General features: G+C 72.2%; 14 protein-coding genes. 6 read left to right on the plus strand and 8 right to left on the minus strand.

Going from position 1 to position 16,025, the window contains the following annotated elements:
* Positions 1–30 precede the first annotated feature (30 nt).
* Positions 31–936, plus strand: a complete 906-nt coding sequence (locus Actob_RS34555; protein WP_284916101.1) for a proteasome assembly chaperone family protein — start codon at positions 31–33, stop codon at positions 934–936.
* Here the strand turns inward: Actob_RS34555 and Actob_RS34560 are convergent.
* Positions 933–1,679 carry an alpha/beta hydrolase gene (locus Actob_RS34560; RefSeq protein ID WP_284916102.1) on the minus strand — a complete coding sequence of 249 codons (747 nt, stop codon included), beginning with the start codon at positions 1,677–1,679 and terminating at the stop codon, positions 933–935. The genes Actob_RS34555 and Actob_RS34560 overlap by 4 nt on opposite strands.
* A 113-nt stretch (positions 1,680–1,792) precedes the next feature.
* A complete protein-coding gene (locus Actob_RS34565) occupies positions 1,793–2,041 on the minus strand; it encodes a sensor histidine kinase (protein ID WP_284916104.1) in 249 nt (82 codons plus the stop codon).
* Between the two features lie 495 nt (positions 2,042–2,536).
* Between Actob_RS34565 and Actob_RS34570 the strand changes: the two genes are divergently transcribed.
* Positions 2,537–3,202 (plus strand): hypothetical protein, encoded by a 666-nt coding sequence (locus Actob_RS34570; RefSeq protein WP_284922440.1) that lies wholly within the window; start codon positions 2,537–2,539, stop codon positions 3,200–3,202.
* Between the two features lie 526 nt (positions 3,203–3,728).
* Here Actob_RS34570 and Actob_RS34575 read toward each other — a convergent pair.
* Positions 3,729–4,541 carry an IclR family transcriptional regulator gene (locus tag Actob_RS34575; RefSeq protein WP_284916105.1) on the minus strand — a complete coding sequence of 271 codons (813 nt, stop codon included), beginning with the start codon at positions 4,539–4,541 and terminating at the stop codon, positions 3,729–3,731.
* A 113-nt stretch (positions 4,542–4,654) separates the two neighbouring features.
* Here Actob_RS34575 and Actob_RS34580 point away from each other — a divergent pair, with 113 nt between their 5' ends.
* The 3 genes from Actob_RS34580 (at position 4,655) to Actob_RS34590 (ending at position 7,395) form a co-directional block, all read left to right on the plus strand.
* Positions 4,655–5,455: a maleate cis-trans isomerase family protein gene (locus Actob_RS34580; protein WP_284916106.1), complete on the plus strand. Its 801-nt coding sequence runs from the start codon at positions 4,655–4,657 to the stop codon at positions 5,453–5,455.
* An 18-nt stretch (positions 5,456–5,473) separates the two neighbouring features.
* On the plus strand, positions 5,474–6,016 hold the full coding sequence (locus Actob_RS34585; protein WP_284916107.1) for a YbhB/YbcL family Raf kinase inhibitor-like protein: 543 nt from the start codon (positions 5,474–5,476) through the stop codon (positions 6,014–6,016).
* Positions 6,017–6,408: 392 nt separating this feature from the next.
* Complete coding sequence (locus tag Actob_RS34590; RefSeq protein ID WP_284916108.1) at positions 6,409–7,395, plus strand: DMT family transporter; 987 nt, start codon at positions 6,409–6,411, stop codon at positions 7,393–7,395.
* 478 nt (positions 7,396–7,873) lie between these two features.
* Here Actob_RS34590 and Actob_RS34595 read toward each other — a convergent pair whose 3' ends face one another.
* From Actob_RS34595 to Actob_RS34605, 3 genes are all read right to left on the minus strand, one after another.
* A complete protein-coding gene (locus tag Actob_RS34595) occupies positions 7,874–8,509 on the minus strand; it encodes a hypothetical protein (RefSeq protein WP_284916109.1) in 636 nt (211 codons plus the stop codon).
* A complete protein-coding gene (locus Actob_RS34600) occupies positions 8,506–9,909 on the minus strand; it encodes a selenium-binding protein SBP56-related protein (RefSeq protein ID WP_284916110.1) in 1,404 nt (467 codons plus the stop codon). Before Actob_RS34600 ends, Actob_RS34595 begins: the two co-directional genes overlap by 4 nt.
* Before the next feature lie 70 nt (positions 9,910–9,979).
* Positions 9,980–12,028 (minus strand): sensor histidine kinase, encoded by a 2,049-nt coding sequence (locus tag Actob_RS34605; protein WP_284916111.1) that lies wholly within the window; start codon positions 12,026–12,028, stop codon positions 9,980–9,982.
* Positions 12,029–13,036: 1,008 nt separating this feature from the next.
* On the opposite strand from Actob_RS34605, the gene Actob_RS34610 reads away from it, so the two are divergent.
* On the plus strand, positions 13,037–14,077 hold the full coding sequence (locus Actob_RS34610; RefSeq protein WP_284916112.1) for a hypothetical protein: 1,041 nt from the start codon (positions 13,037–13,039) through the stop codon (positions 14,075–14,077).
* 277 nt (positions 14,078–14,354) lie between these two features.
* On the opposite strand, the gene trmB is transcribed toward Actob_RS34610, so the two are convergent.
* Both trmB and Actob_RS34620 read right to left on the minus strand, forming a co-directional pair.
* A complete protein-coding gene (trmB, locus tag Actob_RS34615) occupies positions 14,355–15,068 on the minus strand; it encodes a tRNA (guanosine(46)-N7)-methyltransferase TrmB (protein WP_284916113.1) in 714 nt (237 codons plus the stop codon).
* Positions 15,069–15,086: 18 nt separating this feature from the next.
* Positions 15,087–16,007 carry a TolB family protein gene (locus tag Actob_RS34620; protein WP_284916114.1) on the minus strand — a complete coding sequence of 307 codons (921 nt, stop codon included), beginning with the start codon at positions 16,005–16,007 and terminating at the stop codon, positions 15,087–15,089.
* Positions 16,008–16,025: the final 18 nt, after the last annotated feature.

The raw sequence follows: 16,025 nt of genomic DNA on the forward strand, positions 1-16,025 counted from the left end.
GTCGGGCGATGTCTTGAGGAGGTCCGCAGCGTGCTCGACCCACACGGGCTCTACGAGGTGGCCGGGGAACTGCCGGTCCTGGACGGCCCGGTGCTCATCCAGGCACTCACCGGGTTCGTCGACGCAGGCAGCGCGATCCAGCTCGCCCGGGAGCACCTCCTGGCGGACCTGGAGAGCGAGGTCGTGGCGACCTTCGACCTGGACCAGCTCCTCGACTACCGGTCCCGCCGGCCTCCGATGATCTTCGTGGCCGACCACTTCGAGAGCTACGAGGACCCGGTCCTCGCCCTGCACCTGGTGCGCGACCAGCTCGGCACGCCGTTCCTGCTGCTCGCCGGCCCGGAACCGGACCTGCAGTGGGAGCGGTTCATCGCGGCGGTGACCGGGCTCATCGAGCGGCTCGGGGTCAAGGCCACGATCGGGCTGAACGCGATCCCGATGGCCGTGCCGCACACCCGGCCGGTCAGCCTCACCGCGCACGCCACCGACCGCAGCCTGCTCGGCGACCACGAGTCCTGGCTGCAGCGGGTGCAGGTGCCGGCCAGCGTCGGCAACCTGCTGGAGTTCCGGCTCGGGCAGAACGGGCACGCCGCGCTCGGGTACGCCGCGCACGTCCCGCACTACCTGGCCCAGACCGCCTACCCGGCCGCCGCCGAGCTGCTGCTCGACTCGGTCTCCGGCAACACCGGGCTGGCGCTGCCGACCGGCAAGCTGCGCGAGTCGGCGAAACTGGTCCGCGAAGAGGTGGACAAGCAGATCGCCGAGGACGAGCAGGCGGCCCGGCTGGTCACCTCCCTGGAGGCGCAGTACGACGCGTTCCTCCGCGGCCGGCAGAACAACCTGCTGGTGGACACGGACACGCCGCTGCCCACCGCCGAGGAGCTCGGCGCGGAGCTGGAGCGCTTCCTCGCCGAGCAGACCCGGGACGAGGGCTAGCGCCCGCGCAACAGGAAGTCGATGACGGCCGGGAGTCGCGCGTCCCAGTAATCCCAGGCGTGCTCTCCCGGGCCGAACTCGGCGTCCAGCTCGATCCCACCGGCCCTGGCAGCCGCGACGAACCGCTTGTTCTGCGCGAGCAGGTGGTCCTCGGTGCCGCAGCGCAGCATCAGCCGCGGCAGTCGCGCCGGGTCGGCCACCCGCAACAGGTGCAGCAGGTCCTCGTCGCCGCCGGCCACCACCCGGTCGGCGAACACCCGCGCCACCAGGGCACGGATGTGCGGCCGCAGGTCGTGCTCCTGGATGTACGCCAGGTCGAGCGCCCCGGACAGCGTGGCGGCGGCGGCGAAGCGCTCCGGCTCGCGCAGCGCCCACTTCATCGCGCCGTAGCCACCCATCGACAGGCCGGCGACGAACGTGTCCTCGCGCCGCTGGGAGACCCGGAAGAACTTCCGTACGGTCTCCGGCAGCTCGGCCGAGAGGAAGTCCCAGAACCGCATGCCGTGCGCCTCGTTGGCGTAGAAGCTGCGGTGCACCTGCGGCATGATCACCGCCAGGCCGCGGCCGGTGGCGTAGCGCTCGACCGAGGAGTAGCGGCTCCAGGCGGAGTGGTCGTCGGTGAGGCCGTGCAGCAGGTAGAGCACCGGCGGCGGGTCGCCGCGGTCGTCGTCGGGCAGGATGACGGTCATCGAGGTGCCGACTTCGAGCGCCTCGGAGTCGAAGTCACAGCGGATCAGAGCCACGCCGCCATCCTGCCGTCTGCCGGGCGTCCGGACATCTCTCCGGTCGCTTCTCGAGTCCTCCGGTCCCGCTTCGGTGTGCCGGACGGCGCGGACCGTCTGTCACCGGCAAGTGATCAGTTCAGGTGGTGCCGGACCTGGGTACCCGGCCGGCGGGCCGTGATCGCAGGTCCGGGCCGGTGGGCGGGACGTAGCCGGATGACGGCGTCGATGCCGGTGGCCGGTGCCTGGTCGAGGTGGATCCGGCCGCCGCTGGCGGTGACCAGGCGTTCGACGATGGCCAGGCCGAGCCCGGAGCCGTCGTCGCGGGCCTGCGGGGAGCGCCAGAACCGGTCGAAGGCACGCCGGCGGTCCTGGGCGTTCATGCCGGGCCCTTGGTCCATGCGGTAAGGCCTGGGACAAGGTTCGACCAAGACACACGCCGTGCTCCCGCGGATTCGAGCCGAGCTTCCGGAAAGGCACCCTGGGACGCCGCTCGAAGGGCGCGAACTTCGATTCGTGGCGGACCGACGGCGACGCGTCGGAGACCGCTTTCCGAGCGAGGGCGATCGAGGTCCCCGCCGACCTCGGCGGTGCCTGAGCAGCCCGGTCAGCGTCTCGGCACGGCCGCGGAGGTTCCGCGCTCGCGTCGCAGAAGTGGCCGGCTCCTCCTGGATGGGCCTGGGGCCGGGCTCGGAGGCTCGACTGCGGGTGCCGGGTCAGTGTCGGGTCGGGTCGATGCGCGAGCGGTTGGGAATGTCGTACCCGTCGATTAGAATGTATGTACGAAAGAGGGGCCCTGAGCTGCTGATCTTCGGCGGGTTTAGTACACCTGTTCGAGGCCACGCGGCGAGTGAGGAGACCACGTGACCACGTCCACCATGTCCACGATCTCGACCACCCCCGTGCCCGTCATCCCGCCCTACGCCACCATGCTCGGCTTCACGCGGTATGTCTCTCGCACCGGCCCCGCGAAAGCGACGTTCGTCGGCGGTCTGCGCAAGCAGCGGGAGCGGCGCAGCGGGTTCAACCCGCACGGCCAGCTGGTCAAAGCGCTGAAGGCGGACATCGCGTTCCGCACCGGCGGCAGCTACCTCGGTGGCGTCGTCGACCTGGTGAAAGACCGGTGGAAGCCGCTCTACGAGTCGCTGCGGGCCGGCGCCCGCACCTATCTGGCGTCGCTCGGCGACCCCGAGCGGATCACCCTGGTGCAGACCCGGGACGCGCTGGCCAGCGTCGGCCCGCTCGCCGTGAAGATCAACCCGCACTTCGGGCTGCGGTTCGGCGACGGGCACCGGGAGGCGGTTCGGCTGCACTTCGACGAGGAGCCGCCCAGCCCGGAGCTGGTCACCGCCATGCTCCACCTGATGGCCCGGCACATGGAGCAGATCCTGCCGGACGCCGACCCGGTGCTGGTCGACCTGCGGCGCGGGGTGACGCACCGGTTGAACCCGGCGATGAGGCCGGCCGATGTGGAGAGTTGGCTGGCCGGGGAGGCGGCGGCGTTCACGGCCATGTGGTCGGCCACGGCCAGTCAGGCGGCGTGACGGGTTCGCTGCTCGCGGTGTGACGGGTTCGCCGCTCGCGGCGCGATTCTCCGACTGACCGGGCTGGCCGCTCCCCCGGCCGGCCCGGTCAGCGGTCGACGCGGCTGTGGTTGCCGGCATGGTCAGCGGTCGACACGGCCGGTGGCTGCCGGCCCGATCGGCGGACGGCCCGGCTGGCTGGCGGACGGGCCAGCTGGCGGACGCGCCGGCTGGCGGACGGGCCAGCTGGCGGACGGGCCAGCTGGCGGACGGGCCAGCTGGCGGACGGGCCGGCCTCACTCCCGGGCCTGTCCCGATGGCGCCGATGGCGCGGGCGATGCCGGCGGCGCCACTGGCGTGGACGGCACCGGCGACGCGGGAGCGCGGACGGCACCGGCGACGCGGGAGCGTGGACGGCACCGATCGCGCGAAAGTGCGGACGGCACCGATCGCGCGAAAGTGCGGACGGCACCGATCGCGCGAAAGTACGGACGGCACCGATTTCGTTGGCGGTGCTTGACGGTGCCAATCGCGTCGGCGCCGGTGATCAGGGGGACTCGGGAGCCTCCATGCGAGGGTCGAGCACCTTGCTGGGCCGATAACCGAGTGCCGCGCTCGCGTCCCGGGCGGCCGCCACCACCAGCGGAGCGAGCCGGTCGACGTCGGCCGGGCCGATGCGCTGGGTCGGCGCGCCGATGCCGATGACGGTCGCCAACTCGCCGGCATGGTCGAAGACGGGTGCGCTGATCGATCCGGCGCCCTCGTGCCGCTCGTCGAACGCGGCGGCGTATCCCTGGCTCCTGGCCTGCTCGACCTGCTTGTCCAGCACGTCGATGTCGACCGGGGTGTGCTCGGTGAACCGGGGCAGCCCGTGCCGGATGAGGTCGGTGCGGGCGGCCGGATCGTAGGCCAGGAAGATCTTGCCGGGTGCGCCCGCGTGGAGGGGCATCACCATGCCGACTTTGAACAGCCGCATCACGATGTGACGAGTCTCGGCAACGGCGATGACGGTTCGAGACGCGCCGTCACGCACGTACAGACAGGCGGTCTCGCCGGTCTCGTCGCAGAGTCGCTGCAGGATCGGCTTGGTCAGCTGCACGATGTCGAGACCGAACGTGCCGGGCGCCGCCCACTGCACCAGTGCCAGCCCGATGCGGTAGCGGTCGCCGCTGCGGTCGAGGAAGCCCTCCCGCACGAGGTTGTGCACCAACCGCTGGCAGGTGCTGGCGTGCAGCCCGCTGCGCTGGGTGATCTCCCGTAACGACGGCTCGGGCTCGGTCACCGAGAAACAGTCCAGGATCTTCGTGATCTTTTCGAGCACCAGCAACGGTGGCGTGCCCGTGCCGCGGTCGGTCGCCACTCGCAGCCCCTTCAGGTCGGAAATCCTCGGTAGTGACTATACCAACAACTCACATCGTGGGTTCATGCCTTACATTGTGAGTCGTTCGACGCTGCCGACGCAGGGAGAGATTCGTGAACTCGCAAACGCTGGCTCGGGGGGACATCGCGACAGCGGCCGCCCTCCCCGCCCGGATCGGCCTGATCGTGCCGAGTTCGAACACCACCATCGAGACCGAGCTGCCCGAGCTGTTCCGGCGGCAGAGCGACGCGACCGGGCGGGCGTACACGTTCCACTCCGCCCGGGCCGGCATGCGCACGGTCAACCAGCGCGAGCTGGACGCGATGGTGGGCAGGTCCGCGGAGTGCGCGGAAGCCCTCGCCGACGCCGACGTGGACGTCATCGCCTACGCCTGCCTGGTGGCGATCATGGCCCAGGGGCCCGGGGAGCACCGGGCCGCCGAGCGGGTGATCGCCGGCGCCGCCGCGCGCGGCGGCCACCCCGCGGCAGTGACGAGCAGCGCCGGCGCGCTGGTCCGCGCCCTGCACGCGATCGGGGCGAGCCGGGTCGCGATGGTCACCCCGTACCTGCGGCCGCTCACCCAGGTGGTGCGGGAGTACCTCGAGGCCGAGGGGATCGAGGTGCTCGACGCGGTCAGCCTCGAGGTCGACGACAATCTCGCCGTCGGCCGGCTCGACCCCGCGCGACTGCTCGGGATCGCCAGTGGACTGCGTCGTGACGGCGCCGACGCGATCGTCCTCTCGGCCTGCGTACAGATGCCCTCCCTGCCCGCCGTGCAACAGGTCGAGGACGCCCTCGGCCTGCCGGTGGTCACCGCGGCCACCGCCACGACGTACGAGATCCTCAAGGCTCTCGGCCATCAGCCGGCCATCGCCGGCGCGGGCCGGCTTCTCGCCGGCTCGTCTCGTCCCTGATTCAACGGAGGAAAAGAAGTGAGTCTCGATCGTCCCGTCGCGCCCGACCCCTACGAGCAGCTGCCCAGGGCCGGATCGTTCCAGGTGACCTCAGCGGATGTCGCCGACGGCCGGCCGCTGGCCAACGCCCAGGTCTTCGACAGCTTCGGCATGACCGGCGACAACATCTCGCCGCAGCTGAGCTGGACCGGCTTCCCGGCGGAGACCAAGAGTTTCGTGGTGACCTGCTTCGACCCGGACGCCCCCACCCCCTCCGGCTTCTGGCACTGGCTGGTGGTGAACATCCCGGCCTCGGTCACCGAGCTGCCCACCGGCGCGGGCCGCGGCGACGACTCGTTGCCGGGCGGCGCGTTCCACACCCGCAACGACTACGGCACCGCCGCCTACGGTGGCGCCGCCCCGCCGCAGGGCGACCAGGTGCACCGGTACTACTTCGTGGTGCACGCGCTGGACGTCGAGAAGCTGGACGTCACGCCGGACACCTCGCCCGCCGTCGTCAGCTTCAACCTGGCGTTCCACACGCTCGCCCGGGCGATCATCACGCCGGTGTACTCGCACTGACGCTCCGGGTGGCCGCGGGGCAGGCCCGCGGCCACCCGAGAGGGTGCGCCTCGGCGGCCCGCGGCCACCCGGGAGAGTGCGCTTCGGCGGCCCGCGCCACCCGGGCGGGTGCGTCTCGGCGGCAGCGGCGGCGGATCCCGGGCGAGTCGACGGCCGGCACACCGCGCGCGACGAGGACCAGCCGGGAGAGGCGTGCCGCCGGTGATCGGCGACGGCGGTCGGAGGTGCGGGTTCGGTTAAGGTGGCGGGGTGAGTCCGTTTCCCGGCGTTCTGCCGCCGCCGCGCTCCTGAGCGGAGCGTGAGCCACGCCGTCTGAGCCATGCTCGGACGGCGCTGTCGCGATGCGTTCCGCAGCCGGACCGAAACCGACTCACCCTCCGCGGAGCACACGCATGTTCTCGTTCTCTTCGTCCCCGAGCCCGGCCGGAGCACGGCTGAGCCTCGTCCAACTCTCGATCGCCGGCATCCTCTGGGGCACCGCCGGCGTCGTGGTCCAGGTGGTCGCCGCCCGCACCGGCCTCGGCGCCGTCGCCATCGGTTTCTACCGCCTGCTCGTCGCTGCCGGAACCATGCTGATCCTCGGGTTCCGGGCCCGCCACCGGATCTGGGCGGCGTTCCGGTCCGCTCCCCTCGCGATCGTCGCCGCCGGCGTGGGCCTGGCGGCCTACCAGGCTCTGTACTTCGTCGCCGTCCGCCTGACCGGGGTCAGCATCGCCACAGTGGTCAGTCTCGGCCTGGCCCCCGTCCTGCTCAGCGCCTGGGAGACGATCCGCACCCGGCGCCGTCCGGCCGGCACCGAACTGGCCGCCTCGACCGCTGCCATCGCCGGCCTGGTGCTGATCGCCGGCGCGAGCATCGACAGCGTCGCCGGAGGTCCGAACGTCACCAGCGCGGCCGCCGGCACCACCGCTGGGCTGGGACTGCTCGCGGCGATAGCCTCCGGCACCGTCTACGCCGCGTCGACCGCCCTCAGCCGGCACACCGCACAGGGCGTGCCGCCGCTGGTCCTCACCACCCTGTCCGGCACCATCGGCGCGATCTCCCTGGCCCCGATCGCGGTGGCGCAGGGCGTGACGTTCACCCCGGGACTCCAGCCGATCGCCCTGCTCCTCTACCTGGGCGCGATCACCACAGCGCTCGCCTACGCCTGCTTCTACACCGGCCTGCGGCACACCACCGGAAGCGTCGCCGTGGTCGTCACCCTGCTGGAGCCACTGACCGCCGCGCTGCTGGCCGTCCTGCTCCTCGGCGAACCGCTCGCCACCAGCACCGTCACCGGCGGCCTGCTCCTGCTCGGCGCGGTCACCACCCTCTATCTGGGCGCCGCTCGGACCCCGGCGGCGAGCCTGACCCGCTCCCGCGAACCGGACCGCGGATGATCCGGCCGCGCCAGGATCCTCCGGTTTCGGTCAAAGACTTTTTTGTACGCTTCCGTCCCGCCACCACCCCTGCCCGCGCGAGGCCGGCCCGGCTCATGACCGCCTCCGCGCCGCCGGGCCGGCTGGCGCTCACGGTCGCCTCAGGACAGTCGACACCCCCGTGAGTGCCAGCCGGACACCGCGAGCCGAGCACGACCCGCGCCGGATCCGCCGAGCGCCGGCGCCCGGGACAGTGACACCACCTCGTCACCCAGGAGAGCCCGCCGCGCGGGGAGCGACACCGAACCGCCAAACACAAACTCCCCGTGGCTGGGTGAGACGGGAACGGCCGGTCGTGGGGCGGGCCGAATTCCGGGCGTACCGGAAAGCGGCGGCCCGCAAGGAAAGCGGACCACGCGCCGCCGCACGGCCGATGTGGTCAGGCGGTGAGGGCGGTGGTCAGGTGGTGAAGGCGGTGGTCAGGTGGTGAGGGCCGGAGTCAGGCGGTCAGGGCGATGGTCAGGGCGCCGGCCGCGACCAGGACGCCGGCCCACAAGCGGTCCACGTTGAACCAGGCGCGGCGGAGGATCCGGACGCCGAGGAACTCGTAGACGAGCAGGGCGCAACCGGCCATCACGGTGACCATCGCGACGGTGTGCACACCGGCCGCGGCCAGGCCGGTGAGGGCGCCGGCCGGGGAACCGGACAGCGCGTGGCCGGGGTGCGTGACCGGGACCGGCGTGGTGGCCAGCACGGGCAGCAGCATCAGGCCGGCGCCATGCGCTGACGACATCAGGAACGACCAGCCCGCCAGCTGCGCCGGCGACAGGCGCATGCCGGCCCAGCGGAAGTGGCGCTCGGAGAGCAGCCGCCACAGTCCGAAACCGACCAGCAGCACGCCGCCGGCGATCCCGGTCACGTCGGCGGCGAGCACCGATCGGGTCGCCGAGATGACCGCGGCGACGATCGCGACCGAGGCGAGGTGCCCGGCCGCGATCGGGGGGAGCGAGCGCAGCAGCACCGCGCGGCTGCGCTCCTGCATGCCGCGGGCCACCGCGAACAGCCAGCCCATCGCCGGGTTCAGCCCGTGGAAGGCGCCCAGCGCGATCAGCGCCGCGTAGGAGCCCCAGGTCACGAGGGGAAACAGTACGAGTCGGAGGAGGCGTCGCCGCCCTGCAGCCGGGTCTGGTGCACGCGGCGGCCGCGGAACTCGTCGCCGTGCGGGAAGAACCGCTGGTCCAGCGTGAACGCGCCGGCGGTGACGTCGGCCTTGGCGAGCCAGGCGCCGACGCCGTCCGGGTAGAACTGGTCGTCCCAGGAGCCGTAGAGCGAGTTGGTCACGTAGACCCGCTCGCCGTCCCGGGACACCTCGATCATCTGCGGCCCGCCGGCCAGCGGCTCGTCCGGGAACGCCGGGTGCGGGGTCCGCCGGACGATCCCGCCCAGGTGCACCGAGTCCTTCAAGACCGGGTGGAACGGGTCGCTGACGTCGTAGCGCCGCAGCTCACCGGTGCCCCAGCAGGAGACGTAGAGGTACTTGTCGTCCACGCTCAGATCGATGTCGGTGACCAGCGGCGGCACCGCGCCGAACGGCTGCAGGGCGGGCGGCAGCAGCGCCGGGTCGGCCGGCTCGGCCGGGATGTCGATGATCTTGCGGACCTCGAAGCCGCCGCCGGACCGGTGCCAGACCCAGATCGAGGCGGACAGGTCCACCACCGAGATCACCACGCCGAGGAAGCCGTGCGAGGCGGTCGGCTCGTGGGCCGGGCGCAGCTCCAGCGCCATCTGGTACTGGTCGCCGAGGTCGACGGTCTGCACCAGGCTGCGCTTGGCCAGGTCCCAGAAGTGGATCCGGTGCCCGTACCGGCGCCCGAGCAGCAGCTCCGGCACGATGCCGTCCTCGATCATGCCGGGCGTGCCCCACTCCGAGGTGACCAGGACGTCCTGCGTCAGGTGCCACCAGAAGTCGTAGGCGAGGTACTGGTCCCCACGATCGGCCTCCCACGCGCCGCGCACGTCGAAGGTCTGGTGGTCGAGGATCGCGATGCCGCCGGGCCCGTCGTCGCCCCGACCGGCGCCGAGGGCGGAGACGTAGATCCCGTCCGGGCCGCAGTGGACGGTGTGCGGGCGCGAATAGTCCGCCTTGGCGGCCAGCTCCGCGGCGCTGATCTCCTTGACCAGCTGCGGGCTGCGCGGGTCGTCCCGGGTGTCGAGCACGTAGATCCGCGACGACCGCAGGCCGGGAACGATCAGGTAGCGGCGCTCCACGTGCGGGTGCGGGGCGGTCGGGCACAGGGCGCTGCTGCACGCGTTCCAGCCGAAGTGGTGCAGCTCGTCACCGGTGTGCGGCAGGTCGGTCCAGCCGACGACCCGGCCGTACTCGGCCGAGGCCGGGTCGGTGTCGATCACCGCGATCGCGTCGGGCTTCTCGGCCGCGCGATCGAAAGCGGCCACGTAGGCGAGCTTTTCCGCCGGAGCACCGGCCGCGTCACTCGGCGAGGGGTAGAACGTCGGATCCGGTGTCCATCGCGTCATGCCGCTCATCGTCACCCGCGCGAGCCGCCGCGACCAGGTTTACATCTGTCACATTCGATACCGGACCCGATCAGCGTACGTCCAGCGGCAGGCGCACCAGCACCGTGGTACCGGTCTCGTCACCGGTCAGCTCGATGCTCCCGTGGTGGCGTTCCACCACCGCCCGGCTCAGCGTCAGCCCGAGGCCGCTGCCCGGCAGCGCCCTGTCGTGTCCCCGGCTGGTCCGGTAGAGCCCGGTGAACAGCTGCTCCCGCTCGATCCGGGGCACGTCCGCCGCCGCGTCGGAGACCGCCAGCTCGGCCGCCCGCGCGGTCCGCCGCAGCCGCACCTCGACGTGCCCGCCGTCCGGGCTGTACCGGATCGCGCTGCCCAGCAGGTTCTCCACGATGTGCCGCAGCCGGTCCCGGTCACCCGGCACGATCAGCTCCCCGGGCAGGTCGGTGTCGATCACCACGGGCGCCTGGCCGATCGCCACCCGGGTCCGATCCACCACGTCCCGTACCACCTCGGCCAGGTCCATCGGCGTGCGCCGCACGTCGGCGTGCCCGGCGTCCAGCGCGGACAGCTCCAGCAACTCGTTGATGATCTCCCGGAGCTGGAGCGCGTTGCGCTCGACCACGGCGATCAGCCGCGGGCCCTCCCGCACCAGCGTCGCCTCGTCCGCCTCGCTGAGCAGTTCGGTGTACGCGCTGATCGAGGTGAGCGGGGTCCGCAGCTCGTGGCCGATCAGCGCCAGGTACTCGTTCTTGCTGCGCACCAGCTGCCGTTGCAGGTCCTCGACCCGGCGCCGCTCGACGAACTGGCCCAGGTGCGCGCCGATCCCGGACATCAGCGCGACCAGCTCGTCCTCCGGGTCCTCGACAGCGTCGGCGAAGACGGTGAGCACCCCGATCGTCCCGGTGCCGTCGTGCACCGGGATGGCCAGCGCGGTGTGCAGGCGCTCGGCGGCGGTGTCCGGCGAGATCAGGCTCTGCGGGCGGCCCACGTCCCGGATCCACAGCGGCTTGTCCACCTGCCAGGCGCGCCCGGCCAGGCCCTGCCCGTACGCCAGCTCGTCGGGCACGGTGATCCCGGTCGGCCAGCCCGGCGTGCTCCACCGCGCCACCGCCCGGATCACCTCGGCCGGCGCGTCCACCAGCCACAGCTCGGCGTGCACCCAGTCCAGCGTGGCGACCACCGCGGCCAGCACCCGTGGCCCGGCCGCCTCGATGCTGGGCGCCTCGGCCAGCGCCGTGGTGACCGCCAGCTCGCACGACCGGAACCGCTCGGCGCGCCGCTGACGGGTGACGTCCTGCACCGCCTGGACCGCGCCGACCACCCGGCCGTCGGGGCCGAGGATCGGTTGCGCGTCCATCAGGTAGTGCCGGTTGCGCCGGACCCGGCCCGGCCGGGTCAGCGGCTCGTCCCGGACCTGCTCGCCGCGCAACGCCCGGACCAGGCCCAGTTCTCCGGTGCCGTCCGGGTCGTCGGCCCAGAGCCGGCGCATCCGCTCGTTGGCGAAGACCACCTGCCCGTCGGCGTCGCACGCGGTCACCCCGTCGTGCAGGCTCTCCAGCACCGCGTCCAGAAACCGGTGCTGCTGCTCCAGCTCGTACCGGGCCAGTTGCTCGCCGATCAGCAGGGTGGCCACCGCGGCCGCCTCGGCCACCGCGCTGATCTGCTCCGGTGACCACTCGCGCGGCCGCAGGTCGTAGGCGCAGCACACGCCGAGCACATGGCCGAGCCGATCGTGCACCGGATAGCCCAGGTAGGCGCCGCCGTGCTGGCGCACCAGTCCGGGCGGCACCCGGTCGTCGGCTGTCGCGTCGTCGACGATCACCGCACCGCCGCTGCTCACCACCATGCCGCCGAGCGACCCGTCGAGGGTGGTGTCGTTGATCGCGTCCCAGTCCGCGGAGACTCCCCAGCTGCCGTAGAGGCGCAGCCGATCGCCCTCGACGAACTGGATGCAGGCGCTCGGGGTCTGCGCCGCGCGGGCGGTCAGCGCGGCGAGCTGGTCGGCGGTCCCGCTGCTCAGCACCCCGCGATGCAGGTCCGGCCGGGCGGCGGCCCCGGCGAGCACGTCGCGCAGCAGGTGCGAGCCGCTGGCCGGCCCGGGACGACTCCCGGGGGTGGCCACCGGTGGGCGTCCCGGAATGCCTCCGGTGGCGGCCGTCGGCAAGCTTGGGTGCTCGTCGACGGCCGTCCCCCCGTGGAGCTCGGCCGGGCGTGCGCGGGCCGCGGCTTCCACCGCCCGTGTCCCTCGGGACCGCCCGGCACCACTGCCGGGGCCTTCTCGCCGCATGGCCGACCTCCACCCTCCAGCCTAGGTGCACGAAAGGGCTGAAACCGGCAATTCGGCCTGCGGATTTGCCGGACGGTCGGCGGCCGGCCGTGATCGCGGTTCACACCCTGACGGGCCTCGCCGGGGCCCGGCGGCCGCCCTCCGACAGGGGTGACCCGGAATGCGGCCGAGGTCGCCGGTGCGCGGGCGTGCGGCTGACCGGCCGATCCGCGAGGCGGCGGCCGGAGCATTGGCGCGCATTTCGATCCGCGACGGTCATGCCATTGACGCAGCTGTCGTCCCGCCCGTCCGTTATCGGCGCGCTATCAACCGGCTGCGGCGATTGAGGAAATCGCCCGGTTCTGGTTGGCGGCGCGTTTTCGCTGGCCAGGACTCTTGCTGCGAATATGTTGGCGTCCGATTCGTCAGCGGCTGACCAATAGGCCAGGGGAACGGCGCTGGCGTCATCGGTGACCGAATAGGAGACGCCGGCGGAGACGGCGCAGTCCAAGAAGGACAAGGAGGCGAAGAAGGCCGCGGAGGCCGCCGCTGCAGCCCCGAAGAAGGCCAAGAAGTCCAGGAAGAAGTGACGCGCTCGGGCCGCCGCGCGTCGGCACGGCGGCCCAGTGCGTACCCGAACTGGGTTTCAGCTTGTTTTACGGTGCTCGATCCGACGGTTCGACGCCTGGACCGGAGCCTGGCCGGGTCGCGGTCCTAGGGCAATGAAACAAGTAGCCGATGTGAGTTCGGAGGCGCAACGCTATTCGCATGGCTGCGAGGCGAGTTCGGGGAAGCCGGCAGCGGCGATCGCGGCATCGGCGCATCCCCATATCGCCCAAGCGCGCCGTAGCTATCATGCGACGCATGATCTCGACCGAACACCGTGGACGGCGTGCCGCCGGTTCCCTGAAGACTTGGGCGGCGGGTGCCGTGGGTGCCGCCCTCGCCGTTGCCGTCGCACCGCACGCCGCGCTGGCGTGGTCCTCTCCGGACCTGCGCGCCGAGTCTGCCCAGCTCGCCGACGTAGTGCAGCCGGGCAGCACGATCGCGCTCCCGGTGATCGTGGACAACGTGGCCCGGGCGGGTGAGGAGGGCACCACCGCACACGGTGTTTCGATCAGCATCATGGCCGGCGCCGACAGCTTCGTGACCCGGCATGACAACTGTTGGTACGGCGCCTACAGCACCACCTGCCGCTTTCCGAGCGTCGTGGTCGCGCCCGGCGAACGATTCGCGCTCAGTCCGGAAACACCGCTGGCGTACCGGGTCAGCCCGGACACCCCGGAACTCGAAAATGCCCGGGTGCTGTACTCGGTCCACGCCATGAGCAGCGTGGACGACCAGCCGCCGTGGGGGACCCAGCAGGGTGACGGGCCCTCGCTGGTGCTGGTCGGAGGACCGGGTGCGAAACCCGCGGACGACAGGAACAACGCCGGCGCCATCACGTTCCATACTGGCCCGAACCCCACGGACATCGTGGCGATCGGTACGCAGGTGAGCGCACCCGGCGGTGAGTCGGTCCCGATCACGTTCGGAGTCCGTAACGACGGCCCGGCGTACATCGACGCGAACAGCGGGCGAGCCGCGTCCAACTGGGAGCCGGTCTGGGTTGACTTCGCCGCACCGGCCGGTACCGAGGTCGAGTCGATCGATTCCCGATGCGCCCCGTTCGTTGACGGCGCTGTCGACCGGAGTCGTGCCGGCGCGGGAGGATTCGCGCGGTACGAGTGTGGTCTCGGAATCATCGAGCTGGACGGGTATCCCGTGGGCTGGTCGGAGCTGTGGAACGGCACGCTGAAGGTCACCGGTACCGTGTCCGGCCCGGGCACCGTCACCGCGCACATCAGCCAGGCGGAGGGCAATCCGGCGAACGACACCGCCCCGATCGAGATCACCCAGCCGTAACAACGGGTTTGCAGGGAGCGCTCGGAGGTCGCCGACCGAACCCGATTGGTCGGGACGGAGGCCGAGCGCCCCACATTCCGCTCAAGTGAAACACCTCGCACATTTGATGGCCATGATCGAAGCCAGACCAGGAGTGCACTGTCATGCCGCGGAGAACGCGCGCTGGTCCTGTCACTGCCCGCGCCCGGCGCGCTGGCCGGCACGCACCGTAGTCACCCTTGGTGACGCGGCGAGCCCATCCGCAGCGACGCCGGGGGGACCGGGAGGTTGGACAAGTTCAGATCCGGGTGTAGCGCAGGTCGGTGATCGGCCGGCCGGCCGCCGCGCCGCGCCGCTCGAACTTGGTCTCCGGGCGCTGGTGCGGCGTCGCCGGCAGGCGGCGCAGGCCCGGGTCGGCGGACAGCGTCTCGGTCATCGACGCCGCGTACTCCGGCCAGTCGGTGGCACAGTGCAGCACCCCGCCGGGCCGCAGGCGCTCGCGGAGCAGGGCGACATTGGCCGGCTGGATCAGGCGGCGCTTGTGGTGCCGGGCCTTCGGCCACGGGTCCGGGAAGAAGACGTGCACGGCGGCCAGCGAACCCGGCGCCAAGCGGTGGACCAGTTCCATGGCGTCACCCCGGGCCACCCGGACGTTGGTCAGGCCCAGCTCGCCGACCAGGGCCAGCAGGTTGCCGATACCCGGCGTGTGCACCTCGACGCCGAGGTAGTCGCGGTCCGGGTCGGCGGCGGCCATCGCGGCCGTGGCGTCACCCATGCCGAAGCCGATCTCCAGGACCACCGGCGCCGCGCGGCCGAAGAGCGCGGGCAGGTCGACGGGGGTGCGGTCGCCGTCGGTGACGGTCAACCCGAGCCGGGGCCAGAGGGCGGCGTGCGCGTCCGCGTGGCGGGCACTCATCCGGCCGCGACGCGGGTGAAAGGTCCGGATCGGCCGGGCGGCGGCTGCCGGGGCGGCGGCATCGGGCGTGGCGGCGGGGGTGACGGTGTCAGTCATGGCGGCGCCAACGATACGTCAGCGGGGCCGGGCCGACGGCTGTGAGCCGGGCCGCAGCGGCGTCCGGACGCCGGTGGCCAGGTCCACCGAGAAGATCCAGGAGCTACCCCGGTACTGCCCGGTGACCAGGGCGTGGGTGGCGTCCAGGTAGCTGGGCTCGCGATCCATCGGCGCGCCGACCGTACGCTTCTTGCCGGTCTTAAGATCGATCTCGGTGACGTGCAGCGGTTCGTTCTGGGCGGGCGTCTCACCCTCCTGGTACGCGGTGAAGGCCAGCCGGGCGCCGTCCGGCCGCCACGCCGGGAGCACCGCGAACCCGCGGTTCTGCAGGCTGCCGCCACCGTAGGCGGCGATCGTCCGCTCCGCCCCGGTGCTGATCGTGCCGATGCTCATGCACGCGTCGTAGATCGCGTCGCACTCGCCGTTGCGGAAGGCGAGCTGCTTGCCGTCCGGTGACCAGGCGACCGCGTCGTCGGCCCGCAGCCGGTCGGTGAGCGTCCCGGTCTCCGGCTGGGGCGCGTCCGCGTCGGGCAGGTCCTCCCCCCGGCAGTCCCGGGGGAAGAGCACCTCGGGTTGCGCGGCGGCAGCGGTCACCGAGATCCGGTAGACGCCGGGTCCGCCGGTGCAGGAGACCGAGCCGAACGCCAGCCACCTGCCGTCCGGCGACCAGGACGGGCCGCCCGCCGGCCGGGTGGAGAGCCGGCGCCGGCCGGTGCCGTCCGCCTTCATGGTCCACAGCTGGCCGCCCTTGAGCACAGCGAGCGACTTGCCGTCCGGCGACCACCGGGGACGGGCGTACCCGCCCCCGGTGGTGAGCCGTTTCTCGACCGGCCCGTTGCTGACGTAGACGTCACCGGAGCGGACGTAGGCGACCGGGCTGGGCGCCGCCGGCGGCGGGGTCAGTGCCAAACCGACAAGTAGTGCCGTCGTCGTGATCATGGCTGACCGCCCCCCGAT

The sequence above is a fragment of the Actinoplanes oblitus genome, assembly GCF_030252345.1.
GTDB classification, from domain to species: Bacteria; Actinomycetota; Actinomycetes; order Mycobacteriales; family Micromonosporaceae; genus Actinoplanes; species Actinoplanes oblitus.